The sequence below is a fragment of the Micromonospora sp. NPDC004704 genome (assembly GCF_053601675.1).
The window spans coordinates 174,710-200,301 of the sequence record NZ_JBSGCD010000010.1 but is presented as its reverse complement, the minus strand read 5'-3'; the positions used below and the strand labels follow the sequence as shown (position 1 = coordinate 200,301).

The window sequence follows — 25,592 nt, the reverse complement described above, 5'->3', positions numbered from 1 at the left end:
ATGTCGCAATTCTTGAGAAACTTGGTGGGTGACCCCGGACCGTTTCTTCGCCCTGATGCTGCTGCTCGAATCGAGGGATGGCGCAACCACCCGGGAACTTGCCTCGGCGCTCGGGGTTTCCCTCCGAACCATCACCCGGGACCTGAACTGGCTCCGCGACGCCGGTCTGCCGGTGACCGCACACCGGGGCCGCCTCGGCGGCGTGACCATGCTGCCCGGGTCCGGGCTCGACCTCACGCGACTCACCCCCGGCGAGCGTGACCATCTCTCGCTCGTCGGACTGGATGAGAAGCAACGCGCGGAGCTCGACGCATCGGCCGAAAGCCAACGCGCGCTCGCCAAGCTCGCCGCGACACAGTCACGTCGAGTTGATGAGCTCCTGCCGCTCAGCGACGTCGTGCACGTGGACAGCCGTCCCTGGCACCGGACACGAGCTTCCGGCCCGACTCCGGCTTCGCTGATCGGCTCAGTGCGGCGAGGTCGCCAGCTACGGATCGAGTACGACAGCCCACGCGAGTCGTGCCCACGCGACCTGGTCGTGGATCCGTACGGGCTGCTCGCCAAGGCCGGGATCTGGTACCTCGTTGCCGACTGTGCCCGAGTGCCACGGATGTACCGACTCGAACGGATCACCACGTGGAAAGAAGTCGACCAGCCACGACGGCTCCGCGAGAACCAAACCCTGTCCACCGTCGCTGCAGCGCTCATTGATCAGTGGGCACACAACCACGCGATAGAGGTCAGCGCCACCATCGACCGGACCCAGATCGAGCGGGCGCAACGGATTTTCGGCCTACGACTCGTCCGGGACGACGATGAGGAATCTGCCACCGGCTACAAGGTGACAATTCGCTTCCTGCATCTGGAGGACGTGCGAGCATTGCTGCCGTTCGGGAACGCCATCACGGTGCACGGCCCCGCCGAAGCCAGGGCTCACCTCCGCGCCCTCGCCACCAACCTTGCCGACCACTACGCGCCGTCACCAACGTCCTGAACAGCAACACCTGGTTGTCCTCCTCGCGCTGTCGGTTCTTGCCGTCCCAGCAGTCCGGGAGCCTGTCGGCGGCTCGCGAGGAGGACGTCCGCAACGGCCCGGCCCAGACCGATCCCGTACGGGGATCTGCTCGCCCCATCCGTTCTGACGTCGGACCGTGTCCATTGCCTTACTGTCGGTATTGATGACGAAGTTGGGGGCAACCGGGTGAACACCAGATTGCCCAGATCGTCACAAGGAGCCAGTAATGCGGACAATCCGTGGTCGCGTACTCGTCTCGATGCTCGTCGCCGTCGCCGTCGGCGTGCTGCCGGCCTGTAGCCAGCCCTCGTCCACCTCCCCCGGCCTGCCCGGTGGACCCGGCGGCGACGCCCCGGTCTCCGCGACCCATCCACCGGCCGATCCCAGCCGGGCGGCCGACCGGGGCATGGTCACCGGCACCGTCATCCGCCCCGACGGCGCACCCGTGCCCGGCGTGGGAGTCGAGGTGAGATCGGCGGACAATCCGGCTAAACCAGTCCCCGAACTGGTCGTCACGACCGACGCCAAGGGCGTCTTCCAGTGGAGCCTGGAGCCGGGCCGTTACGAGTTCCACATCCGGACCGGGGGTACCTCGATCAGGGGCCGGTCGGCACCGCAGCCGGCCACGGTGACGGTCGGGCAGACCTCGACGGTCAACTTCACCCTCACCTGACCGCCAACAGCAGCGGGCCGAGGGAGGTGCACATGAAGGCGCTCAGGTACGGCGGCCCGGGAAAGCACGAGTGGACGTCGGCCCCCGACCCACAGGTCGCCGAACCCACCGACGCGGTCATCCGGGTCGACACGGTCACCATCTGCGGGACCGACCTGCACATCCTCGGTGGTGACGTCCCGGAGGTACAGCAAGGGCGGATCCTCGGTCACGAGGCGGTGGGCACGGTGATGGAGGTCGGCGCCGCCGTCACCACCGTACGTCCCGGCGACCGGGTACTCGCCTCATGCATTTCCGCCTGCGGCCGCTGCCGCTACTGCCGCTCCGGCAGCTACGGCCAGTGCACCGGCGGGGGCGGCTGGCTGCTGGGCCACCTCGTCGACGGCGTACAGGCGGAGTACGCCCGAATCCCGTTCGCCGACCTGTCCACGTACCCGCTGCCGGAGACCGTCACCGACGAGTCTGCCGTCCTGCTCGCGGACATCCTGCCGACCGCGTACGAGGTCGGCGTGCTCAACGGGCAGGTCCGGCCGGGCGACACCGTGGTGATCGTGGGAATGGGCCCGATCGGGCTCGCCGCCATTCTGACCGCCCGCCTCTACTCCCCCGCGCACATCATCGCCGTCGACAAGGCCGAAGGCCGACTGCGGGCCGCCCGGCAGTTCGGTGCGGACATCACGGTGGCCCCCGACGAGGATCCGCAGGAGGTGGTGCGGTCCGTGACCGGCGGACTCGGCGCCGACGTGGTCATGGAGGCGGTCGGGGTGCCCGAGGCGTTCGAACTCTGCACCACCCTGGTACGGCCGGTGGGCCGGGTCGCCAACATCGGCGTGCACGGCGCGCCGGCCACCCTGCACCTGGAACAACTCTGGGCGCGCGATGTCACCATCACCACCGGGCTGGTCGACACCAACACCATCCCGGTGCTGCTCGGGTTGCTCGCCGGCGGGCAGTTCGACGTGGGCGGCCTGGTCACCCACCGATTCGCGCTGGACGAGATCATGCACGCGTACGACGAGTTCTCCCGGCCGGGACAAAGTGGCGCCCTCAAGGTGGTGTTGACCCGGAGATGATCGCGCCCGGCACCCGGCAGTCGCCGCGCGGGTGGTGAACCGGGTCGACGAGAAGTGGTCGACGGCGGGACGCGTCGTGCCTCAGGTCCCTACCGCACCGGTCCTTCGGCCCTGATGGCGTGGGCCCCTGCGCTCGTACGGTGAGCGCAGGAAGGAGATCCACGATGAGGGCATGGCAGGTGGGCGACGTGATGACGACGGACGTCGCGACGGTCGGGGCGCAGACCCCGTACCGGGAGATCATCGACGCGGTGACCGGCCGGCACGTCAGTGCCGTGCCGGTGGTGGACGACTTCGACCGGGTGGTCGGGGTGGTCTCGCAGGCCGACCTGCTCCACAAGGTCGAGCTGGTCGGCGAACCGCACGAGCGGCGGCTGTTCGAGAGCCGCCGACGCCGGGACGCCCGGGTGAAGGCCGACGGTGCCGTCGCCACCGAGCTGATGACGGCACCCGCGATCACCACGTACGCCCGGACACCGGTGGCCGCCGCGGCGAAGCTGATGGACCGCGAGCACGTCAAGCGCCTCCCGGTGGTCGACGACCTGGGCCGGTTGGTTGGCATCGTGACCCGGGGCGACCTGTTGCGGGTGCACCTGCGCCCGGACGCCGACATCCGGCGCGACGTCGTCCGGGAGGTCCTGCAACGGGTCCTCGCCGTACGGGAGGGGGCGGTACGCGTGACGGTGGACGACGGTGTCGTACGGATGGTGGGCCAGTTGGACCGCCGTACCTCCGTGGACATCGCCGGACAGCTCGCCGCCCAGGTCAGCGGGGTGGTCGAGCTGGCCAACGAGCTGGGTTACGACTACGACGACACCGTGTCGCCGATCGGTCCGCGGCATCGCATCATGGGAGACCTACCAGCATGAGCACCTTGCCGGTCATCTTCGCCTATCACGGCTACCCCTGGCTGATCCACCGGCTCACCTACCGCCGTACGAACCACGCCAACCTGCACGTACGGGGTTACAAGGAGGAGGGGACCACCACCACCCCGTTCGACATGGTCATGCTCAACGACCTCGACCGCTTCCACCTCGTCATCGACGTGATCGACCGGGTTCCCGGCCTCGGCGCCAGGGCCGCCCACCTGCGCCAGGCGATGGTCGACGCCCGGCAGCGGTGCCGGGACCGCACCCGCCGGTACGGCGAGGACGACCCTCGGGTGGCGGAGTGGACCTGGCCGGGTACGGAATCGACGAACCGTGGGTCAGCATGACGCGGGTGGGATGCTCTGCTCGTACTGGAAGACGTTGTGGGGGTCGTACCTGGCCTTGATTTTCCGCAGCCGGTCGAAATTGCATTTCCAGTACGCGGTTTCCCATTCCGCCATCCCGATGTTCGGCACGTTGACGTAGGCGCCGTTCACGTAGGGCCGCAGTGCCTGGCTGAACTCGGCGATCCACGCCTGGGCGATCGGGGTGACGGCGTCGCCGCTGTCCGGCTCGCCGCGAGTGCCCCAACCGGCGCCCGGCTCGGAGTAGAAGAGCGCGTCGCGGTGCGGGAACGCCGTGCCGCCGGGCGGCTCGCTCGTCTGGGCACCCGTACCGAAGGCCTGGGTGAAGAAGTTGCTGTCCTCGGAGGGGGCGTTCTCCATGAACGAACGGATCACGCCGATCGCCTCCTCCGGGAACGGCTCGCTGGTGAACTGGGAGAAGAACTTCCAGTTCGCGGGCTCGTCCTCGGTCGGGATCTGGAATCCGGCGTACGTGTCGCCCCAGCCCCCGATCTGCACCGTGACCTCCGGGTTGCCGATCGAGAGAAGCGGTTCCAGCAGGTCCCTCGCCTCCGCCTCCGACCCCTCCGCGAGCACCCCGAACAGCAGGATCTGGGATTTGTGGATCTCGAGCTGGGTGCCGAGCCGGTTGTCGGCGAACGGGGCGGTCCGCTGCCAGGTGTCGAAGACCCCGTGCAGGTCGTCGAGGCCCTCCCAGGTCGCCTGCAGGTAGGCGACACTCCTGAGCGGAGTCACCCTGTAGGTGAGCGACGTGACGATTCCGAAGTTGCCGTTTCCCGCTCCGCGCAGCGCCCAGAGCAGGTCCGGGTGGTTCTTCAGGTCCACCTCGATCGCCCTGGCGCCGTCGGCACCCGACGCGACGACAATCTCCGCCCCGATCAGGTTGTCACAGGCCATGCCGAGGTAACGGGTGAGAAAGCCGAAGCCACCGCCGAGGGTGGCGCCGGACAGGCCCACGGTTCCCTCCGTACCGGTCGTCACCGCGAGGTCCTGCTGCCCGAGCGTGGTGACCGCCTCCAACTGGTTGAGCCCGGCGCCGACCGTCGCGGTTCCGGCGGCGGCGTCGATCCGGGCCCACTTCAGCTCGCTGACGTCGATCACGATGCCGTTGTCGACGTTCGACCAGCCCTCGAGGCTGTGACGGCCGCTGCGCACCCGCAGCGCGACGTCGTTCTGCCGCGCCCACGCGAGGGCGTTGACCACGTCCCGGGTCTCCTGGGCGAAGACGATGACCAGCGGATAACGTACGAAGAGTTCGTCCCATCCGAGGCTGGCATTCGCGTACCCGGGGTCCTGGGGGCGAACGATCCGACCGGTCAGCGTCGCCGACGGGGTTTCCGGACCGGTTGACCATCCCGGGCCGTCGTCCGCAATGGCCGGAGTGCCTCCGACGATGATGCCCGGAAGGACAACCGCCCCGGCGCCGACGGCCGCAGTCGCCTTGAGCAATTCGCGACGAGAAAGGTCATGCATGGTCCGTATCCTCTCGATCGGGTTACGCGACCACTCGACCAAGAGACTCTTGCCCTCCCGCTGGCGCGCAGACTCACGCTAATACCGGAGACTTCTTCGGAGATCCGAGAACGTTGCATCGGAACCCGGTCGGGTGACGCCGACCTTCCTTTGCGGGGTGGACCGGACGTGAGCCCGATCACAGTGGCTGCTCCCCCACACGGCGCCACCGGAACGTACGGACTCGAACCGGAGCCAAACTTGATCCGTTCCAGATCAGTGGGCTATGTTGATCGGGTGACGTCCGACTTCGAGGCGCAGTTGCGGGCGGCCTCGTTGCGCGTGACCCGGCCCCGGTTGGCGGTGCTCGCAGCGCTGCGCGACCATCCGCACGTCGACACCGACACGATGATCGCGCTGGTACGGGCGGACCAACCCACCGTCTCCCACCAGGCGATATACGACGTCCTGCGCGCCCTCACCGACGCCGGACTGGTACGCCGCATCCAGCCCGCCGGTGCGACCGCCCGTTACGAGTCCCGGGTCGCGGACAACCACCACCACGTCGTGTGCCGCTCCTGCGGAGCGATCGCCGACGTCGAGTGCGCCGTCGGCCACTCCCCCTGTCTCACCGCCTCGAACGACCACGGTTTTGTGGTCGACGAGGCGGAGGTCGTCTATTGGGGCACCTGTCCCGACTGCGCGACCGAACGCACGACCCAGTGATCCGCCAGCTCGGAAGGAAGCAAATGAGCGACACCCAGGAGAATGGTCCCTCCAGCGCGCAGGGCGTGGACCAGAAGGCAGCGGCCGGCTGCCCGGTCGCGCACGACTCCGTGACCGCGACCGGCAGCGAGAGCGAGAACCCGGCGATCGACTCGCCGACCCCGAAGACCGGCGGTCGTCCGCGCACCAACCGGGACTGGTGGCCCAACCAGCTGGACCTCTCGGTGTTGCACGCCCACTCGTCCAAGGGCAACCCGCTGGGACAGAACTTCAGCTACGCCAAGGAATTCGAGAAGCTCGACGTCGAGGCCCTCAAGCAGGACATCACCGAGGTGCTCACCACCTCGCAGGACTGGTGGCCGGCCGACTTCGGCCACTACGGCGGCCTCATGATCCGGATGAGCTGGCACGCCGCCGGCACGTACCGGATCCAGGACGGTCGCGGCGGTGCCGGCGACGGCGGTCAGCGTTTCGCCCCGCTCAACAGCTGGCCGGACAACGCCAACCTCGACAAGGCCCGCCGGCTGCTGTGGCCGGTGAAGCAGAAGTACGGCCAGAAGATCTCCTGGGCCGACCTGCTCGTGCTCGCCGGCAACGTCGCCCTGGAGTCGATGGGGTTCAAGACCTTCGGTTTCGGCTTCGGCCGCGTCGACGTGTGGGAGCCCGAGGAGATCTTCTGGGGTCCGGAGGACGCCTGGCTCGGCGACGAGCGCTACGTCTCCGACGCGGAGATGTCGGAGGGTGTCGGGGCGACGGAGATGGGGCTCATCTACGTCAACCCCGAGGGGCCTCGCGGTAGCGGGGACTTCCGCGCGGCCGCGCACTTCATCCGGGAGACCTTCGGCCGGATGGCGATGAACGACGAGGAGACCGTCGCCCTCATCGCCGGCGGCCACACCTTTGGCAAGACCCACGGTGCCGGCGTCGCCGACGGCCACGTGGGCGCGGAGCCCGAGGGGGCCCCGTTGGAGGCGCAGGGCCTGGGCTGGCTCAGCACCCACGCCAGCGGCAAGGGTGCCGACACGATCACCAGCGGCCTCGAGGTGACGTGGACCGACCGGCCGACGCAGTGGAGCAACCGCTTCTTCGAGATCCTCTTCGGCTACGAGTGGGAGCTCGCCACGAGCCCCGGCGGCGCCAAGCAGTGGGTCGCCAAGGACGCCGAGGCGATCATCCCGGACGCCTACGACCCGTCGAAGAAGCACCTGCCGACGATGCTCACGACCGACCTGTCGCTGCGCTTCGACCCGACGTACGAGAAGATCTCGCGCCGGTTCCTGGAGAACCCCGACGAGTTCGCGTTGGCCTTCGCCAAGGCCTGGTACAAGCTGCTGCACCGCGACATGGGCCCGGTCAACCGCTTCCTGGGACCGTGGGTCGCCGAGCCCCAGCTGTGGCAGGACCCGGTACCGGCCGTCAGCTACGAACTCGTGGGTGACGCCGACGTCGCCGCCCTCAAGGCGAAGGTCCTGGAGTCCGGCCTCACGACCGCCCAGCTCGTCTCGACCGCCTGGGCCTCCGCCGCGAGCTACCGCTCCACCGACAAGCGCGGCGGCGCCAACGGCGCCCGGCTCCGCCTCGAGCCCCAGCGCAGCTGGGAGGTGAACCAGCCGGAGCAGCTCGCGACGGTCCTGGACACCCTCAAGGGCATCCAGCGGGAGTTCAACGAGGCCGGCGGCGCGAAGATCTCGCTCGCCGACCTGATCGTGCTGGCCGGCTCGGCCGCCGTGGAGAAGGCGGCTCGCGACGCCGGTGTCGAGGTGACCGTGCCGTTCCGCGCCGGCCGCACCGACGCCACCCAGGAGCAGACCGACGTCGAGTCCTTCCGGGTCCTCGAGCCGCGCGCGGACGCGTTCCGCAACTACCTGCGTCCCGGCGAGAAGACCCAGCCGGAGGTGCTGCTCGTCGACCGGGCCTACATGCTCAACCTGACCGCGCCCGAGATGACCGTCCTCATCGGCGGCCTGCGCTCCCTGGGGGCCAACTTCGGTGGCGCCCAGCACGGCGTCCTCACCGACCGGCCCGGCGTGCTCACCAACGACTTCTTCGCCAACCTGCTCTCCCCGGGCACCCGGTGGAAGGCGTCGGAGTCCGAGCACGTGTACGAGATCCGCGACCTCGCCACCGATGAGGTGAAGTGGACCGCCACCGCGGTCGACCTCATCTTCGGCTCCAACTCGCAACTGCGTGCCCTCGCGGAGGTCTACGCGAGCCAGGACGCCCGGGACAAGTTCGTGGGCGACTTCGTCGCGGCCTGGACCAAGGTCATGGAACTCGACCGGTTCGACCTCGTCTGATCCGCTCCAACCGTCGGGCCCGGTCGATCCATCGGTGATCGGCCGGGCCCGGCCGTTTCACCGGTCGGTTCCCACCACGGCGTCGACCTCGGCCTCCACCAGCCACTCCGGGTCGATGAAGCGCGACACCTCCACGAAGGTGCACGCCGGTCGTATCCGGGAGAATCGTTCTCCGTGGGCGCGGGCCGCCTCTCGCCAACGGGCGATGTCAACGAGCATAACCCTGGTCCTGATGACGTCCGCCAACGTCGCACCGGCCTCACGCAGTGCGTGTTCGGCGATGTCCAGGCAGCGTACGGACTGGGCGTACACGTCTCCGGGGGCGGCGGCGGATCCGTCGTCCGCGATCGGCGCGGTGCCGGCCACGGACACGTACGGCCCTATCCGTACGGCGCGGGAGAAGCCGATCTCCGGTTCCAGCGGTGACCCCGAGGTCACCAAGCGTCGGATTGAAGTCACGGTGTCGGGTCGCCCCCCGGCTCGATGGACCAGCGCTGGTCGCTGGCTGCGTTCTGACGACCCTATTTGCCTTTCCGGCTGGACCAGCTCTGGCTAGTCTGGGGCGGCGAGTGACCCCGGGAGGAGCTGAGACATGCCCGGTCGTCCGAGCGCGCGTTGACGTCCTAGGCCGTAATCGGCCTGTCATCGCGTGCTGCCCCTGATCGCGCGGCACAGCGAGCCCTCCGCCCGTACCGTCGGTACGTCTTCTGTCGTACGGCGGTCTGTGCGCCCTGTCCGCGGCGATCCAAGGGGTCCTCGTGCCGTACGGCCGCTCCACCGTTCATGATCGATCCGTTGCTCCCGGTCTGTGGCGCAACGCCGACTTCCGCCGGCTCTGGCTGGGCCAGACAGCCTCGCAACTGGGTGAGCACGCAAGCCTGGTGATCCTGCCGCTGATCGCCGTACTGACACTCGACGTGGGCGCGGACCAACTGGGCGTCCTGCGCGCGGTCGGGCAGACTCCGCAACTGCTGCTCGCGCTGTTCGTCGGCGTGTGGGTGGACAGGTGGCGGACCCGTACCGTCATGGTGCTGGCGGACCTCGGCCGAGCCCTGACGCTGGGTGGAGCCGCCGTGCTCGCCCTCGTGGGCGGTCTCGGCCTGCCGGCGCTGCTGGCGGTCGTCTTCACCGTCGGGGCCCTGTCGGTCTTCTTCGACGTCGCCTACCAGGCCTGCCTCGTACGCCTGGTGAAACGCGATCAGCTCCTGGCTGGCAACAGCGCGATCGAGGGAAGCCGGTCCGCGGCCCAGATCGGCGGTCCGGCCCTCGGCGGGACGATGATGTCCCTGCTTCCGGCGCCGATCGCCGCGGCGTCCAGCGCCCTGTTCTTCGTGGTGTCGTTCCTGGGCATTTCCCGCATCCGTCATCAGGAGTCGATTCCGGCGCACCCGGGCGGCCCGCAGCGTGTCTGGCGGCGGATCCACGAGGGACTGCGCTTCGTCGTACGCGACACCCTGCTGCGTACGGTGTGCCTCGCCTCGGCCGCGTTCCAGTTGTCGTTCGCGGCCGTGATGACCACGTACCTGCTCTTCCTGCCACGGGAACTGCACCTGTCCGGCACCGCCATCGGCCTGGTCCTCGCCGCCACGGGGCCGGGCGCGCTCGTCGGTTCCCTGCTCGCCGCCCGCCTCCCGAGCCGCCTCGGCTACGGTCCGGTACTCGTCGGGGCGGCGGTCATCGGTGACGGTGTGATGCTGTGGGTGCCCGCTCTGCACGGCACCTCCGTGGGCACCATCGCCGCACTGGTCACGATCAACCTCGTGTTCGGGGTCTTCGGCCAACTGGTCAACGTCTCGATCATGGCCGTCCGGCAGGCCGTCACCCCGGACCCGATGCAGGGCCGGGTCGCCGCAACGATCACCTTCGCGGGCATGGGACTGACGCCACTCGGCTCGCTGCTCGGCGGCCTTCTCGCGGAACACTGGGGAATACGTACGGCACTGCTGGTCACTGCCGCCGGCATGATGCTGTCCCCCGTACTGATGGCGCTGTCGCCGCTCGCCCGGCTGGGAACGGCGCTGCCGGGGAGGCGGTCAGCCTCCCCGGCAGTACGGTGGTGACGGTCGGCGGTTTTCCTACGCGACCCTGAGCATCGCGGCCTTCGGCTGCGGCGCGGGTGCGAGTGCGGGTGTGCCGTCCAGGTTGAACTGCTTCAGCTTGACCTCCAGGCGCTCACTGTTGCCACCGGTGAACAGCCCGTCGACCGTGCCCGCGACCCGTACGCCGCTGTTGTAGACATGGTCACCGGTCAGCTGGTACGGCACCCTGATCCTGCCGGTGGTGACCGCCACCGACGCCTCGATGATGGATCGCGGCGGTACGATCACCGGCTGTCGCCAACCGAAGGTCTGGGACCGCTGCGTCGAGCCGTTGTGCGTGTAGCTGTAAGAGCCCTCGACGGTGACCTCGACCTTGCCCTCGAACAGGATCGGGACACCGGTCTTGAACGTCGTCTTCAGCGTGACCTTGGCACCGTAGGTGCTCGACCAGCCGATGGTCTCCGACTTCGTCTTGCTGCCGCTGATCTCGGTCGACTGCTGCACCGTCGAGTCGTTGCGGATCGACAGGAAGTCGAGCTGGTCCAGCGACGAACCCGTGATGACCGCGTTTCCGGTGTCGTATCGGATGTCGTTCGCCTCGAAGTCGACGATGTGGTCGGCCGTCCGGCAGATCGTCTTGTTGATCCCGGCGCCGACGTTGACCGCGGTCACGCAGATCCTGGGTTGCGCGGCCGTCGTCGGCAGCACCACGTCGAATCCGTGTGACGGCCCGTACCCGGCGGGGATGCCGCTCCACGGCAGGTTGGCCGTCAGCGACCGGCTGAGCACCCCGTCCAGGGTGATGTTCACGGTCAACGGCGTCGTCGGCGCATCCTCGTCGGCCGCCCAACCCGAGACCCGCACGCCGTCGAAGGACGGGATCTGCCGCACGCCCTCGACGGAGAGCAGCGGTGTGGTCGGCGCCGGCGGCGGATCCCCCGGGTCATCACCGCAGGCCGGCGGCGGGTTCGGTCGGTCGCAGTACGGCTCGGCCGCGGCCGGTCCGGCGGCGACGGCCAGGAAACCGGCTGCCACAAGCACCGTCGCGAGCCCGTGCAGCAATCCTCTGCGCATCCCGCCCCCACGGCCGGCGCCGACTTCCGTTCGCATTCGTTTCATGTGCCCCATCCCCCTCATCTCCGTGTTGGACGACGTCACTTTTCAGGCGGCGCCGTCCCGGACTCAAGGCGCGGATGTCCCGAGTCCCCGGGACATCCGCTCGGGCGGTGGCGGGACTCGGCCGGACAACCACGGGACGGGTCAGGCGACCGCGAACAGGTCCGAACGGACCCGAACGCCGGGACCGGCCCCGGTGCCACCACCGCTGGATACGGTCTGGCTTCGACGCATCACGGAGAGCGGATCGGGGACGGCAGTGGTGACCGAGCACCCCGCGACGTACGCGCAGGTGTTTGCCGTACGCGAGTACCGGTACCTGTTCGGGGCGTACCTGTTGTCCCTGCTCGGCGACCAGCTCACGGCCATCACGGTCGCGTACCTCGTCTACACCGGTACCGGGTCGGCGGCGCTGGCGGCGGCGGCCTTCGCCAGTTCCTACCTGGCCTGGCTCACCGGCGGACCGTTGCTGTCCGGCCTGGCCGACCGGCTCCCCCGTCGCCGGCTGATGATCGGGTGCGACCTGGCCCGCGCGCTGCTCATTCCGCTCGCGGCGCTGCCCGGCCTCTCCGCGCCGACCCTGGTGGGGCTGCTGTTCGTGGTGAACCTGCTGCGGCCGCCGTTCGTGGCCGCCCGGGCGGCGCTGATGCCCGAGGTGCTGGACGGTGACCGGTACCCGGTGGCGAACGGGGTCGACAACATCAGCGCCCAGGTCGTTCAGGTCGTCGGCTTCGCCGCCGGTGGCAGCCTGGTGGCGGTGTTCTCGCTGCGCGGTGCGCTGCTGGTCGACGCGGCGACGTTCCTGGTCTCCGCGCTGCTGATCATCGTCGGCGTGCGCCCCCGCCCGGTGCCCGCCCGACCGGACGGGCACGGGCACGGGCACGGGCACGGGCACGGGCACGGGCACGGGCACACCAGCGGGCTGGGCCCGACCATCGGGCTGCGGGTCATCTTCACCGACCACCGGCTGCGCGCCTACGTGCTCGTCCTCTGGCTCGCCAGCGCCTTCGTCTACGCCGCCGAGGGACTGATGGCGCCACTGGCCGTCCAGTACGGCGGTGGACCGGGCACGGTCGGACTCCTGCTGGCGGCGGCGCCACTGGGCATGGGCGTCGGTGGGGTGGTCTTCACCCGGTTCTGCCCACCGGACGTCCGGCCGCGTCTCATCCTGCCGCTGGCGGCACTGTCCGGCGCGGTCCTGGTTGTCGTCTGGACCTTCCCGCCGCTGTGGGCGGTGCTGGGCCTGCTCGTCCTGGCCGGTGCCGGGAGTGCCTTCGCCATTCCGCTGAACGCCCTGTTCGGACGGGCGGTGCCGGCCGAGTACCGGGGCAGGGCCTTCGGGGTCGCGATCACCGGGCTGGCCGGGCTGCAGGGCATGGCGATGCTCCTCGCCGGACTGGCCGCCGACCACTGGGCCGCCACCACGGTGACCGGGGTCAGCGGCCTGCTGGGCACGGTCGCGGTGCTGGCCGTGGTCCCGCTGTGGCCCCGGCGACAATCCGACCGGTCCGGCCCCACCGCCCACCCGTCGGGCCACCGCGACACCACCAGCCACAGCGACAGCCCGACGGCGTTCGACGCGCCGCTCGAACAACCTCGAACGACCTCGACCGCGGCTGAACCTTCCGCCGGAGGGTCCGTCCGGTCGACGCTGGATTGACGGGGCGGATCCGGGGCCGCCTCACCCGAAGGAGAGGAGAGGGTCATGCGCGGCGTCTGCAAGCGTGGCATCAGCTGGACCTGATCGCCGTACGCGGTGCCGGCTCGACCTGACCGCGGCTACCGCGTCGACTGGAACTGACCGCCTCGCGGCGGCCGGTCGCGTCGGAGCGTCACCCCCGTGGCCGTACGCCCGGGGCGGCGCTCCGACGTCGGGTCGACCACCGCACAGGTGACCGGCGGGGGTGGTGTCCAGCCCTTCGACCAGGGATGCGAGCCTTCGTCCCCGACCGAAAGGTGGCACTGTCCCGGCCACCGTCTGGTCCAATTCGTCTCAGTGGACAGTGAACGAAGTGATGCCGAACAGAGCACCCTGACCGCACCCGGTCCGGATGTCGACCCGACGTTCGCGTCGAGCGCCGCACAGTACGTCGCACTCCTGCGCCGGGTACGTGACCAGTCGGGTCTCACCTACCGCGCGATCGCCCGACGGGCACAGGCCAACGGCGAGATCCTGCCGGCCAGCACCCTCGCCACCATGTTCGGGCGAGCGACGCTGCCCCGCCGGGAGTTGGTGGTCGCGCTGCTGCGGGCGTGTGACGTACCGGCCGCGCGGATGGGGCCGTGGGTGACGTCGTGGCAGCGCCTGGCGGCCGAGCGGGGTAGGGGGCAGAACCCGCTCCGGCTGCTTCCTCCGGTCGACGGCCCGGCGCAGGCCCGGATTCCCAGCGCCGGCCGTACCGGCGAGGACGATGGCACCCTGGCCGGCGTTGTCGGCGGGGCGGTTGACGCGGACGCCGTCGCCGAGCCGTTGCCGGGGGCCCGGAGACTGCCGCCGACGACCGGCCCGACCGGCAACTCCGCACCCCTGCTCCTCCGTCGACCAACACCGGTGAACCGGCCCGTTCCGTTCCAGTTACCGCCGCCACCGATCGTGGTCGTCGGCCGTACCGCCGAGACCCGGCGGATGCTCGACGCGATGGCCGTCGACGGTGCGGTGTGTGTCGTGGCGGGTGCCGGCGGCGTCGGCAAGTCGGCGCTCGCGCTGCACCTCTCGCACCAGGTCGCCGCGCGGCACCCCGGCGGCTGCCTCTACGCCGACCTGCACGGTGTGAGTGCCGGGATCGCGCCGGCCGACCCGGCGGAGGTACTGGCCCGTTTCCTGCGCGCGATGGGGGCGTCCACCGTTCCGCCGACGGTGGAGGAGGCGAGCACCCTGCTGCGGACCATGACCGCCGCGCAGGGCGTACTGATGGTGCTGGACAACGCCGCCTCGGCCGCGCAGGTACGTCCGCTGCTGCTGAGTGCTGCGGGGTGCACCACCGTGGTGACCAGCCGGTGGAGGCTGCTGGGCCTGGACGTGACCGCCCGGATCTCGCTGGAGCCGCTGCCCGACGGCGCCGCGCTCGCCCTGCTGCGTCGGACCGGCGGTGCCGCGCGGGTCGACGCGGAACCGGCCGCCGCCTCGGTGATCGTTCAGCGCTGCGCCGGGCTGCCGCTGGCGTTGCGGATCGTGGGCGCCCGCGCGGCGGCCCGACCGAACGCGACCCTGGTCGGACTCGCGGACCGGATCGACGACGAGCATCGGCGTCTCGACGTGCTCGAGGCCGGGGATCTTTCCGTACGCGCCAGCCTGAACCCGGGCTACCGGGCGTTCGACGAGTCCGAGCAGGACGAGCGGAGGCAGGCGATCCATTTGTTCCGGCTCGCCAGCCTGCCGGACTGGTCCGATGCGGCGGCGCCGGCCGTTGCCGCCCTGGCGAACCTGCCGGTGCCGCTCGCCGAGCGGATGCTCGAACAACTGGTGGACGCGCACCTGCTGCAGCCGTCCGGCGACGTGCGGTACGGATTCCACGACCTCGTCCGCCTCTTCGCCCGGGAGCGCGCCGAGGAGGTCGAGCCGCCGCCGGTACGGGCGGCAGCAATGGCCCGGCTCACCGGTCACCTGTTCGACACGACCGCGTCCGCGGCCCACCTGCTCTGTCCGCACGAGCGGTTTCCGGACCGCGCCCCGACCCAATCCTCCGGCCACCCCCACCAGTTGGTCAGCCCCGTGGACGCCTGGGCCTGGTTCGAACGCGAACACACGAACCTGCTGGTCATCGCCAGGCAGCGGCTGGCCACCGGGCACGACTTCGCCGAGGTACGTGATCTCGTACTGGCCGTCACCAGGTTCCTCGACGACGCGGGGTACGTCACCGAACAGGTGCAGTTCGGCGAGTTGGGGGCCGAGGCGACGCACCGGCTGGGTGACCGGGCGGCGAACGCGCTGGCCCTCAACGTACTGGCCGTGGCGATGCTCCGGGAGGGGCGAATGGACCAGGGCGTCAACCTGCTGCGCCGGGTCCTGATAACCCAACGCGGTCTCGGCGATCGGGCCGGCGAGGCGTTGTGCCTGAACAATCTGGGCAGCGCGCTGCGGGACCGGGGCGACCTCGACGCCGCCGTGCTGCACCTCCGGGCGAGCCTCGCCATCCGGCGCGAGCTGGGTGACCGCTGCGAGGAGGGGTCGGTCCTGGACAACCTCGGTCTGGTGTTCCAGCGACGCCGTGACTTCACCCGGGCCGTGGCCCACCACCGGGCCGGGCTCGCCATCACCCGGCAGTGCGGGGACCGGCTGCGCGAGGCGCTGACGCTGATCAATTTGGCCGAGGCGCTAAAGGTGTCCGGTGACACCACGCAGGCACTGACCCGCGCCCGGCAGGCGCTGGTCATCTGCCGGGAGTTCAACCATCGACGCGGCATGGGGCTTGCCCAACAGGTCCTGGGTGACGTCCACGCGGCACTGGGGCGTACCAGGGACGCGCGCCGATGCTGGGCCGAGGCGCTGCCCCTGCTCGACGGCCTCGACCGACGGACCCACGCCAGGCTGCGCGCCGTGCTCTGTGCTCAGGGGGCGGAGCGGGACAGGAATGTCTCCTAGTGTCGATCTCCGGGATCGCGCAGGGACGTCCGGCACTCCGTACCGCGATCGGTTGACGCGGCCGGGCCGGGCGACCGCTGCGACGGCCCCCGTGGCCGTCCGGCGGCCGCCCGGCCGCGCCATGTGCGATTCCGCGCCGACGCCGATACCGGTGCGGATCGGGGCCGCGGGCTGGACCGGGCCGCTGACCTGTCCACCGCGGCAGGTACGGGTCACTCCAGTTCGGGCATCCTGCCCTCCGCACGCAGTTGCTGGAAGTGCAGCTCGGGTGGCGGCTCCGGGTCCCAGTCCGAGGGACGGGGCGTCTCGGGGCCGTCCGGGCCGACCCGTACGAAGCACTCGACCCGGGTCACCCGGCAGCGGACACCCTTCAGCTCGAACTCGTCGGTGCGGGGCGCCTCGAACTCCTCCAGAGCACGGTTGTACGCCGCCCTGATCTCCTCGAACGACGCGTTCTCGTGCGGGACGATGTCACTGAAGTTGAAGGACGCCGACTCCCGAGCCGCCTGCGGCGTCGGGTACGTGGAGAACGACCGGGGTCGCCACCTGCCGTCGACGTACTCGCCGATGGTGAAGCCGACCGGTAGCAGGACCACGTTCGGATGGGTGGCCAACGCCCGCCGGGAGTCCTCCCGTACGTCGTCGGGGACGATTCCCCCCTTCTTGTAGAAGGCGGGAACGAGTTCCATCCGCAGAATTCCGTCGGAAAGGCCGGTGGTCGCGACCGGATCGATGACAAATCCCTCCATCTGCGATCCCGACGAGCCCGTCCTGCCGGCCGGGCGGGGGTCCGGGTCGCTGGGCCGGGGCGGCTCGGGCCCGTCCGGTCCCATTCGCAGGAAGGGCTGGGCACGGATGATCCGGTAGCGCCGGCCGTTGACCGTGAGGTCGTTGACCACCTCCCAGTCGAGCAATCGGATCGCCGCCTCGTACTCCTTCCGCTCGGCCGCGTTCTCGGCGGTGTCCGGCGTCTCGCTGAGCAGCCGCCGGAAGTGGGAACCGAGACCGTCCCGGGTGCCCTGCGGCTCGTCGCCGATGAGGCTGAGGATCCGCCACCGGCCATCGACCTCCTCGGCCCGACCGAAGACGGGTGCCCCCCACATCAGCTTGGGATAGGCAACCGAGCGGCGGCGCGCATCGTCCTCGGAAACCGCCGATATCGGGTCGTCTCGCTGCTCGATGTTGATCAGCAGGTGGTCGGGCACCTGCTTACCGTCATACGTCATGCACACACTGTGCACTGCTGTCGTTCGACCCGCGGTCCTCACCACGCCCACACCAACAGATCGATCCGCATCCTGGCCGGCTCGGCCGCCCCGAGGCGGTACGCCGTACCCCCTGCGGGCAGCGCCGTGACTACCGCAGCGGCACGGCGCCGGACGTGGTGATCGTGGTGACCCGGCGGGTGATCCGGACCGCGTCGGCCATGACATAACCGGTGCCGGCGGTCCACCGGCTCACTCCCACCCGGTTGGCGTCGCCGCCGGCCAGCGTGAACACGCCGAGCGACACCCACTGACCACCGTTGACGCGCTGGTCGACCCGTACCGTCCGGTTGCCCCCGGTGGTGGCGACGATGTACGGGGTCGAGTCGTTGTAGTCCGGGTTCGCCGGGTACCAGACCGCGACCTCGTACGTGGCGGTCTCCGGGATGGCGACCCGGTACCAGGCGACATCGCTGGCCGGGGTCGGGTTCGCGAACCGGTAGTCGGCACCGAACCGCTGGCCGGAGTAGCTGGACGTGCCCCAGTTCGCGCTCGCGGTGAACCGGCCCGAGGTGGTGTTGTCGACGGTGCTGCTCCAGGCCGGCGGATCCGCGCCGGCCGAGACGTCGAGGTAGTTGCGGTCGATTCGGATCTGGACACCGCCCCAGGTCTCGTAGACGTCCCCGGCGTACTGGTGCAGTCGTTGGTGGTCGGCCCAGTACGCCGCCGGCACGTACGGTCCGGCGTCGGTGTTCGCCACGTTGTTCCACCAGGCGAACCAGATGTGGTCCACCCGGGTGTAAGAAGGATCGTCGTACGCACCGGCGACGTCCGTGATGCCGGACGCCCCGCTGGAGTACACGCCCGCGAGGTATCCGTACGAGTGGAGGGTGTTCGTCCAGCCGGAGAGGAAGGAGAGGACCGCGGCCCGGCAGGACGCGTTCGACGGGTAGGCCTCGATGTCGTTGTAGATCGCGCTGCCGGCGGGGATGCCCAACGCCTGCGCGGCGCCTACCGCGCTGGTCGCCGCGGTCGAGCCCTGTGCTCGCGCGGTGGTCGGGTCGCTCGACATCAGCAGCGAGTAGCGGGTGGAGCAGGGGGCCTGGCGGCCGAGCTCGATCGGGATCAGGCGCCAGCCGTTCGCGGTCTGGTTGCTCACCCAGTTCGCGGTCAGGTTCGGCTGGGCGCAGGACCGGTTGGCGCCGCTGATGTAGACGCCGACCGCACGGTAGGGCGAGCTGGCTCGCCAGGTGTCCATGGTCGACTGGGACGGCGCCGTACACGTGTCGAAGCCCCTGCCGGTGTAGGTGCCCGGCTGCGGACCGGCCGCGACCAGCGGTGTCCGCCGGGTCCCCGCCCCCGGCGCCGAGCCGGTGCCGGGCGATGCCGTCGGTGCCGCCGGCTTCGCGTCCGGGCCGAGGGTCGCGGTGGCCAGGATCCGGCGGACCAGGGGTTCGGTCACCGGGGTGTGCGCCGCCGTGACGAGCACACCCGCGTCACGCACCGCGAACCGGAGGGAGTCGTCGCGGGACCACGGGGCGCTCGGGGCCGCCGTGCCCGGCGCCGTGGTGGCGGTGTCCGGCGGAAGACGATCCACCGGTACGGACTCGAGCGGTTCGACGACCAGCCCTGCGGTACGACCGACGAGGTGGGCGGGGCACGACGACTTGTCGGCCGGATGTCCCAGGTAAACCGTGGGCCGGTCGAACCGGACGCAGGCGTCCGGGTTGTCGGTCAGGTCGACAACCCGCCAGGTCTGCGGGACCGTCACGCGATAGCCCCGGTAATCGACCGTACGGAAGTCCTCCGACGTGGACGAATTTTCCGCAAGGGCCGCCCGTGCCGGCACGGGGGCCACCGATGAGCCGGCGATGGTGAACAGGAGGGCGGCCAGGCCTGCCATGATTCTGTTCATCCGAGCCTCCGTAGGAGAATCTCTTACTTGCGGAGAAGCTTGGACAATTCATACCATCTATCGACGTTTACCACTAGAGGGTTGTCGCCGAACCACGTCCACCGGCGGCCGGGGCGGCACGCTCGAGCAAGGCTGGCAAACCCTGCTTACCGCCACTTGCGGTGCACGGCGCTGAGAATGGGCGGCGACGACCACGCGGGTTCCCCACGACCCTGGAAGCGCTCCAGGTCCGGCGTTTCGAGGCGTGGACGGCCCGACAGGTACAGCGCGGTCGCGCCGACGAGCCCGAGGGCGCCGAAGATGCACAGGTTCAGGATTCCTGCGGTGATCGGCATCTTGCTCGCCGGCCAGGCGGTGACCAACGGGGGTAACGCGGCGATCAGCATCAGGCTGGTCAGCAGCCCCTGTGCGATGAAGGCGCCGATGAACACCGGCGCGTTCGGGGCCGTCGCGGCGAGTACGGACGCGACGACGAAACAGATCTCGTAGGTGATGAGCATTCGTCGTGGCGGGAGGTGCATGGCGAACTGCACGGCCAGCAGTGTGCCGACGGCGTACGCACCGGCAGACACACTGGCGGTCACCTGCAAGGTGGGGCGGGAGATGGCGAGGCTGGTGGAGATGATCTCTCCGAGCGAGAGCACCGCCACCGCCAGGACCAGGTACGGGACCAGGGAACAGACCACGAGGACCACTGCACCCGGGTAACTTTTGCGAGAGGTCCCTGCACCTGCGCGCCATACCCCCGGCAGAAGCGACTAGACCGGGGACTTCCCCCGCTATCACGGCATACACCGGATCAACCACCCAAGGTACGCAGGATCCGGGCGAGTTGGTCACGGTCGGCCTCGTCGAGGTCGGCGAAGAGCCGTTCCGCCTCGGCCCGCCGGGCGGCCCTGATCGCAGCGCCGATGCGGCTGCCCTCCCCGGTCAGCGCGACCAGGGTGGCGCGTCGGTCGCCCGGATCGGGGCGGCGTTCCACCAGGCCCCGGGCCTGCAGGTCGTCGACCACCTCGGTGGCCGAGCGCGGCGCGATGCGCAGGTGTTCGGCGAGGGCGCTGAGCCGCAGCATGCCGTGCCGGGCGAGGACACCGAGCGCACGGGCCTGGCTCGGGTTGATGTCCCACGGTTCCAGCGCCTCCCGGCTGCTCCGCCGCAGCCGGCGCGCCACCCCCCAGAACGCCTCCACCAGGGTTTCGTCGTCACCGCCCGCCTCGGTCACGGGAACGCCGTCCGCCCCGGTCACGGGAATGCCGTCCGCCTCGGTCACGGGAATACGGTAGCAGGGGGTACGGTTGTTACCTCATGATGAGGCAACCTCAGTAATATCCCCGACGAAGGGCAGATCCCCTTGGAACCCACCCCCTCCGGCCGCGACCGCGGCCCCCACACAGTCAGCGCCGCCGAGAAGACGCAGGCCCGGCAGGTGTCACTGCGCCGCATCGGCGGGCTGTTCACCCGGCACCGGGCCGCGCTCGCCATGGTCACCGCGATCATCGTGGCCGCCTCGATCATCGCGATGGCCTCGCCCTTCCTGCTCCGGCACGTGATCGACCAAGCCCTCCCGGAGCGCGACCTGACGCTGCTCGTCTGGCTGGTCCTCGGCATGGTCGGGGTGGCCGCCGTCACCTCGGTCCTCGGCGTCCTGCAGACCTGGATCTCCACCCGGGTCGGGCAGGAGGTCCTGCACCAGCTACGCACCGACGTGTTCGGCCACCTCCAGCAGCAGTCGCTGGCGTTCTTCACCCGTACCCGCACCGGCGAGGTGCAGTCCCGGATCACCAACGACATCGGTGGCATGCAGTCGGTGGTCACCTCCACAGCCACCGGCATCGCGTCCAACCTGACCACGGTCGTCGCCACCGCGGTCGCCATGGTCGCCCTCTCCTGGCGCCTCTCCCTGGTCTCGCTGCTCGTACTTCCCCCCGCGATCTGGCTGACCCGCCGGGTCGCCCGGCTGCGTCGCGAGATCACCGCGAAACGCCAGCGCGAACTGGCCGACCTCAACGTCACCGTCGAGGAGGGGCTGTCGATCAGTGGCGTACAGCTCGCCAAGACCCTCGGAACCGGGCCGACGCTGATCGAGCGGTTCAACGCCTCCTCCGCCCGCCTGGTCGACCTTGAACTGCGCAGCGAACTCGCCGGCCGGTGGCGGATGGCCTCGATGAGCGTCATCTTCGCCGCCATCCCCGCGATCATCTACCTCAGCGCCGGCCTGCCCGGCACCGCCGGCACGCTGAGCATCGGCACCCTGGTCGCCTTCACCACGTTGCAGGGCGGGCTGTTCCGCCCGCTGATGGGCCTGCTGAACGTGGGCGTCTCGCTGACCGCGTCGCTGGCCCTCTTCGCCCGGATCTTCGAATACCTGGACCTCCCGGTCGAGGTGGCCGACCCGGCCGAACCGGTCGGCATCGACCCGCGGCGGGTCCGCGGCCACCTGCGCCTGGACGAGGTCGGCTTCAGCTACCAGGGCAGCGACACCGCCGCGGTCACCGGGGTCACCCTGGACGTGCCCCCTGGCACCAGCCTGGCCCTGGTCGGCGAGACCGGTTCCGGTAAGAGCACCCTCGCCGCGCTGGTCAGCCGGTTGCACGACCCGAGCAGCGGCCGGGTCACCGTCGACGGCATCGACCTGCGCGACCTGCGCCTGGCCGACCTGGCCGCGATCGTCGGTGTGGTCAGCCAGGAGACGTACCTGCTGCACACGACCGTGCGGGAGAACCTGCGCTATGCCCGCCCGGAGGCCACCGACGCCGAGATCGAGGCCGCCGCCCGCGCCGCGCAGATCCACGACCTGATCGCCGGACTGCCCGACGGGTACGACACGATGGTCGGCTCGCGGGGACACCGGTTCTCCGGCGGTGAGAAGCAGCGCCTGGCCATTGCCCGCACGCTGCTGCGCGACCCGCGCGTTTTGATCCTCGACGAGGCGACCAGCGCCCTGGACACCGAGACCGAACGGGCCGTGCAGCGTGCGTTCGACGTCCTCGCCGAGGGACGTACGACGATCACCATCGCGCACCGGCTCTCCACCGTGCGCGACGCCGACCAGATCGCGGTGCTCGACCACGGACGGATCGTGGAGCGCGGCACCCACGACACCCTCATCGACACCAACGGCCGGTACGCGATGCTGGCCGCCTGACGCCGACCTGATCGACCGATGGGCATCGACAACTCTGGCACGATGGCGCGGTGCGTGGCAATCAGAGCGGGCCGACCGCCGTGTTGGCGGGTGCCGACGTGGTGCTCGTAGGTCTGTTCTCGGCGAAGGACAGGGAATCCGGAGCGAAGCTCGACCTGCTGGCGGCTTCCGTGGTGGCACATGGGGGCCGGGTGGTGGGCCGGCATGTGCAGCGGCGGGGCGTCTCGCGAGGCGGTGCGGCCAAGATGACCCTACCGTTCTCGCGGCGGACGCTGCTCAGCTCCGGCAAGGCGCGCGAGATCGCCCAGGTCTGTCGAGCTGCCGGGGTCGGTGTGGCGGTTTTCGTCAACCCACTGAGCAAGCATCAACAGGTTGTCCTCGGTGACATGTTCGGGTGCATCGTGGTCAGCGGTACGGAACTCTTCTCCTGACGCTCACGAACCGGCGGGGTGGGCGATTGATCGGCTACACCCCTGGTACCCGTCGCCGCAGCAGGCAGAATTCGTTGCCTTCGGGATCGGCGAGCACGTGCCATGACTCGGCGCCGGTCTGCCCGACATCGACTCGACGGGCGCCGGCCGCGAGCAACCGCTCCAGCTCCTCGTCCTGTTCCCGGTCGGTGGCATTCACATCGATGTGCAGACGCAGCTTGCCGGCCTTGGGCTCGTCGGTCTGGTTCAGGACGATCGTGGGCTGGGCGCCACCGAAGCCGACGTCGGCCGGCCCGATCTCGATGTCTGCTCCGTCGCGTTCCAGCTCGACGTAGCCCAGTACCTCGCACCAGAACCGTGCCAGCAGTTCGGGATCACGTGCGTCCAGGACCAGTTCGGTGATGCGACACGCCACCGGATCACCATAACGTCTCCCGTTCTTCGTTGTACTGACAGCTCAACTCGATGAGTGAGCGGTTGGCCGCCGGAACTTCGGCAGAAAATTCGGTGGAACCTGTCGAGGACCCGTGACGGTCATTCGTTACCCGGATGACGCAGCCCTTCCCACCATGAGGAGCGAACATGAAGTACGCGATGCTGATCTGCGGGGACGACCGCGAGTGGACCGCCCTCTCCCCGGGCGACGAGCAGGACCTGATGAAGCAGATCTACGCGTGGTTCGAGCGGTGGCAGCCGACCGGCAAGATCGCCGACGGCGGTGCCGAGCTGCAACCCGGGAACACGGCGAAAACGGTACGCGCCGACGCGAACGGCCAGCCGGTGATTACGGACGGGCCGTACCTGGAACTCAAGGAGATCGTCGGCGCGATCGTCATCCTGGAGTGCGACGACATCGACGAGGCCGCGCGGATCGCGGCCACCTGGCCACTCGGCGCCGGGATGACCGCGCTGGAGGTCCGTCCCGTGATGAGCCGCGAATAGCGGTGACGCTGGGCGCCGGTCTCACAGCCGGCGCCGCAGCTCACCCACCCGACGCGACATCAGTTCCCGCTCGGCCGGGTTCGTCGCCAGCTCCAGAGCCCGCTCCGCCGCCGTCAGCGCCTCTCCCGGACGGTCGAGCGTGGCCAGCAGGTCGGCCCGGGCGGCGTGCCACAGGTGGTAACCGGCAAGCCGGTCCCCCACCGCGTCGACCTCGTCCAGTGCCGGCGCCGGTCCCACCGCGTACCGGGTGGCCACGGCCCGGTTCAGCAGTACGACCGGCGACGGGTCCAGTGCGTACAGCCGGTCGTACAGCGCCCGGACGTCCGCCCAGTTGGTGGCGTCGTACGACGCGGCCAGGGCGTGTAGCGCGGCGATGCCGGCCCGCACCTGGTACGGCCCCGGCCGGCCCTGGCTCACCGCCGCCCGCAGCCGCAGCGCCGCCCGTTCGATCGCCGCTCTGTCCCACAGCCGCCGGTCCTGCTGTTCCAGCAGCACGATGCGGCCCCACGAGTCGAACCGCGCGGCGGCGCGGGCGTGATGCAGTTCCAGCAACGCGGCAAGGCCGGCGGCCTCCGGCTCACGGGGCAGCAGCGCGGCGAGTTGGCGCGCCAGCTCGACCCCCTCGCCGGCCAGCTCCCGCCGCTGGGCGGACCGGCCGCTGGACAGATACCCCTCGTTGAACACCAGGTAGATCACCGTGAGTACGGTCGGTAGCCGGTCGGCGTACTCGTGCGGTTGTGGCATCTCGAACCGGATGCCGCGCTCCCGCAACTGACCCTTGGCCCGGGAAAGCCGCTGCGCCATCGTCGGCAGCGGCACCAGGAACGCGGCGGCGATCTCGGCCGCGCTCAGGCCGCTGGCGGCGTACAGGGTCAACGCGACCCGGGCCGGCTCGGCCAGGTCCGGGTGGCAGCACGCGAAAACCATGGCCAGCCGATCGTCCACGCCGGGTTCGGGTGGCGGTTCCGCGGCCACCCGTGCCACCTTCCGCCGGCCGACGGCGTCACGGCGCAACCGGTCCAACGCCTTGTGCCAGCCCGTCGTGACCAGCCAACCGGTCGGCCTCTCCGGGACGCCCTCGTCGGGCCAGCGCTTGAGTGCCTCGGCCAGTGCGTCCGACAGCGCCTCCTCGGCCCGATCGAAGTCGCCGAGCCGCCGGCTGAGCGCGCCGAGCATGCCGGCCGCATCCGTCCGCCAGATCCGGTCCAGGATCTCTGCCACGTCGTCCACGGGACCAGGGTGCAGTACCTGCGGGCCCGAGGCGTCCCGCATCGCCCTCACCCGCGTTACCGGGTCGACGAACATTGGCAGTTGAGCACCGGCACGGGCTCGGGCGACGGTCCGGTGACCGGTGCCCGGATGGCAGCGATCCTGGCTGAGTTCGGACCGGTGAACCCGGCAATCCCCGCCCCGCCCTCCGCTGAGGGAAGGGCGCGTGGCCGGTTCTGGTGCCGGATCAGCGAGGGCAAATGGTTCGGCGGCGTCTGTCTCGGCATCGCGGCGTACGGCGGGTTCCGCGTCGACTGGGTACGAACCGTCGTGCTCCTGTTGACCATGTTCACCGGAGGACTGCTCGCCGTGGCGTACCTGGTCCTGCTGCTCGTCCTTCCCGTCGTTCCGACGGTCGGCGACTACGAGCGCGAACGGGACGCACCGCGATACACCTGAGCCGGGAGCGCACGCGGCGGGAAGGCACCGTGCCGGTGCTCGGGGCCGTGGTCGAGCGGACAGCGTGCGGTCGGCA

At 70.1% G+C, this 25,592-nt stretch carries 22 protein-coding genes and 1 pseudogene; 14 read left to right on the top strand and 9 right to left on the bottom strand.

Annotated elements, in window-relative coordinates:
• The first annotated feature begins 28 nt into the window (after positions 1 to 28).
• From ACWEFB_RS16865 to ACWEFB_RS16845, 5 genes and pseudogenes are all read left to right on the top strand, one after another.
• A complete protein-coding gene (locus ACWEFB_RS16865) occupies positions 29 to 994 on the top strand; it encodes a helix-turn-helix transcriptional regulator (RefSeq protein WP_452286327.1) in 966 nt (321 codons plus the stop codon).
• A gap of 247 nt (positions 995 to 1,241) precedes the next feature.
• Positions 1,242 to 1,688 carry a carboxypeptidase-like regulatory domain-containing protein gene (locus ACWEFB_RS16860; protein ID WP_452286325.1) on the top strand — a complete coding sequence of 149 codons (447 nt, stop codon included), beginning with the start codon at positions 1,242 to 1,244 and terminating at the stop codon, positions 1,686 to 1,688.
• A 32-nt stretch (positions 1,689 to 1,720) separates the two neighbouring features.
• On the top strand, positions 1,721 to 2,761 hold the full coding sequence (locus tag ACWEFB_RS16855) for an alcohol dehydrogenase catalytic domain-containing protein (RefSeq protein ID WP_452286323.1): 1,041 nt from the start codon (positions 1,721 to 1,723) through the stop codon (positions 2,759 to 2,761).
• A gap of 164 nt (positions 2,762 to 2,925) precedes the next feature.
• Positions 2,926 to 3,630: a CBS domain-containing protein gene (locus tag ACWEFB_RS16850; protein ID WP_452286321.1), complete on the top strand. Its 705-nt coding sequence runs from the start codon at positions 2,926 to 2,928 to the stop codon at positions 3,628 to 3,630.
• Between the two features lie 8 nt (positions 3,631 to 3,638).
• Positions 3,639 to 3,980: pseudogene (locus ACWEFB_RS16845) on the top strand (phosphoketolase family protein); the annotation flags it as partial.
• Here the strand turns inward: ACWEFB_RS16845 and ACWEFB_RS16840 are convergent.
• Positions 3,972 to 5,471, bottom strand: a complete 1,500-nt coding sequence (locus ACWEFB_RS16840) for an FAD-binding oxidoreductase (protein WP_452286319.1) — start codon at positions 5,469 to 5,471, stop codon at positions 3,972 to 3,974. The pseudogene ACWEFB_RS16845 and the gene ACWEFB_RS16840 overlap by 9 nt on opposite strands.
• Positions 5,472 to 5,747: 276 nt before the next feature.
• Between ACWEFB_RS16840 and ACWEFB_RS16835 the strand changes: the two genes are divergently transcribed.
• Entirely contained in the window at positions 5,748 to 6,176 is a 429-nt protein-coding gene (locus ACWEFB_RS16835; protein ID WP_452286317.1) for a Fur family transcriptional regulator, read from the top strand.
• 23 nt (positions 6,177 to 6,199) lie between these two features.
• Positions 6,200 to 8,473: a catalase/peroxidase HPI gene (katG, locus tag ACWEFB_RS16830; RefSeq protein WP_452286315.1), complete on the top strand. Its 2,274-nt coding sequence runs from the start codon at positions 6,200 to 6,202 to the stop codon at positions 8,471 to 8,473.
• A gap of 57 nt (positions 8,474 to 8,530) precedes the next feature.
• On the opposite strand, the gene ACWEFB_RS16825 is transcribed toward katG, so the two are convergent.
• Entirely contained in the window at positions 8,531 to 8,911 is a 381-nt protein-coding gene (locus ACWEFB_RS16825) for a RidA family protein (RefSeq protein WP_452286439.1), read from the bottom strand.
• A 320-nt stretch (positions 8,912 to 9,231) separates the two neighbouring features.
• On the opposite strand from ACWEFB_RS16825, the gene ACWEFB_RS16820 reads away from it, so the two are divergent.
• Complete coding sequence (locus ACWEFB_RS16820) at positions 9,232 to 10,533, top strand: MFS transporter (protein WP_452286313.1); 1,302 nt, start codon at positions 9,232 to 9,234, stop codon at positions 10,531 to 10,533.
• A 15-nt stretch (positions 10,534 to 10,548) separates the two neighbouring features.
• Here the strand turns inward: ACWEFB_RS16820 and ACWEFB_RS16815 are convergent, their stop codons facing one another.
• A complete protein-coding gene (locus ACWEFB_RS16815) occupies positions 10,549 to 11,586 on the bottom strand; it encodes an ETX/MTX2 family pore-forming toxin (protein WP_452286311.1) in 1,038 nt (345 codons plus the stop codon).
• A gap of 304 nt (positions 11,587 to 11,890) precedes the next feature.
• On the opposite strand from ACWEFB_RS16815, the gene ACWEFB_RS16810 reads away from it, so the two are divergent.
• Together ACWEFB_RS16810 and ACWEFB_RS16805 are read left to right on the top strand one after the other, a co-directional pair.
• Positions 11,891 to 13,288 (top strand): MFS transporter, encoded by a 1,398-nt coding sequence (locus tag ACWEFB_RS16810; RefSeq protein WP_452286309.1) that lies wholly within the window; start codon positions 11,891 to 11,893, stop codon positions 13,286 to 13,288.
• A 336-nt stretch (positions 13,289 to 13,624) separates the two neighbouring features.
• Positions 13,625 to 16,210, top strand: coding sequence for an ATP-binding protein (locus ACWEFB_RS16805; protein ID WP_452286307.1), 2,586 nt, complete (start codon positions 13,625 to 13,627; stop codon positions 16,208 to 16,210).
• A 212-nt stretch (positions 16,211 to 16,422) separates the two neighbouring features.
• Here the strand turns inward: ACWEFB_RS16805 and ACWEFB_RS16800 are convergent, their stop codons facing one another.
• The 4 genes from ACWEFB_RS16800 to ACWEFB_RS16785 all read right to left on the bottom strand — a co-directional run bounded on the left by ACWEFB_RS16800 (position 16,423) and on the right by ACWEFB_RS16785 (position 20,552).
• Positions 16,423 to 17,436, bottom strand: coding sequence for a DUF5954 family protein (locus tag ACWEFB_RS16800; RefSeq protein ID WP_452286305.1), 1,014 nt, complete (start codon positions 17,434 to 17,436; stop codon positions 16,423 to 16,425).
• Between the two features lie 130 nt (positions 17,437 to 17,566).
• Entirely contained in the window at positions 17,567 to 19,330 is a 1,764-nt protein-coding gene (locus ACWEFB_RS16795; RefSeq protein WP_452286303.1) for a glycoside hydrolase domain-containing protein, read from the bottom strand.
• 146 nt (positions 19,331 to 19,476) lie between these two features.
• Positions 19,477 to 20,016 carry a hypothetical protein gene (locus ACWEFB_RS16790; protein ID WP_452286302.1) on the bottom strand — a complete coding sequence of 180 codons (540 nt, stop codon included), beginning with the start codon at positions 20,014 to 20,016 and terminating at the stop codon, positions 19,477 to 19,479.
• Positions 20,017 to 20,129: 113 nt separating this feature from the next.
• Positions 20,130 to 20,552, bottom strand: a complete 423-nt coding sequence (locus ACWEFB_RS16785) for a MarR family winged helix-turn-helix transcriptional regulator (protein WP_452286437.1) — start codon at positions 20,550 to 20,552, stop codon at positions 20,130 to 20,132.
• Between the two features lie 204 nt (positions 20,553 to 20,756).
• Here ACWEFB_RS16785 and ACWEFB_RS16780 point away from each other — a divergent pair, with 204 nt between their 5' ends.
• Positions 20,757 to 22,475, top strand: a complete 1,719-nt coding sequence (locus ACWEFB_RS16780) for an ABC transporter ATP-binding protein (RefSeq protein WP_452286300.1) — start codon at positions 20,757 to 20,759, stop codon at positions 22,473 to 22,475.
• Positions 22,476 to 22,525: 50 nt separating this feature from the next.
• Complete coding sequence (locus tag ACWEFB_RS16775; protein ID WP_452286298.1) at positions 22,526 to 22,906, top strand: HflX-like GTP-binding protein; 381 nt, start codon at positions 22,526 to 22,528, stop codon at positions 22,904 to 22,906.
• 34 nt (positions 22,907 to 22,940) lie between these two features.
• Here ACWEFB_RS16775 and ACWEFB_RS16770 read toward each other — a convergent pair whose 3' ends face one another.
• Positions 22,941 to 23,321: a VOC family protein gene (locus ACWEFB_RS16770; protein WP_452286296.1), complete on the bottom strand. Its 381-nt coding sequence runs from the start codon at positions 23,319 to 23,321 to the stop codon at positions 22,941 to 22,943.
• Between the two features lie 167 nt (positions 23,322 to 23,488).
• Between ACWEFB_RS16770 and ACWEFB_RS16765 the strand changes: the two genes are divergently transcribed.
• The gene (locus ACWEFB_RS16765; RefSeq protein WP_452286294.1) at positions 23,489 to 23,848 is read left to right on the top strand and encodes a YciI family protein; all 360 of its coding nucleotides are present in this window, start codon (positions 23,489 to 23,491) and stop codon (positions 23,846 to 23,848) included.
• Between the two features lie 21 nt (positions 23,849 to 23,869).
• Here the strand turns inward: ACWEFB_RS16765 and ACWEFB_RS16760 are convergent, their stop codons facing one another.
• The gene (locus ACWEFB_RS16760; RefSeq protein ID WP_452286293.1) at positions 23,870 to 25,078 is read right to left on the bottom strand and encodes an RNA polymerase sigma factor; all 1,209 of its coding nucleotides are present in this window, start codon (positions 25,076 to 25,078) and stop codon (positions 23,870 to 23,872) included.
• A gap of 81 nt (positions 25,079 to 25,159) precedes the next feature.
• Between ACWEFB_RS16760 and ACWEFB_RS16755 the strand changes: the two genes are divergently transcribed.
• Positions 25,160 to 25,516, top strand: coding sequence for a PspC domain-containing protein (locus tag ACWEFB_RS16755; protein WP_452286291.1), 357 nt, complete (start codon positions 25,160 to 25,162; stop codon positions 25,514 to 25,516).
• Positions 25,517 to 25,592: the final 76 nt, after the last annotated feature.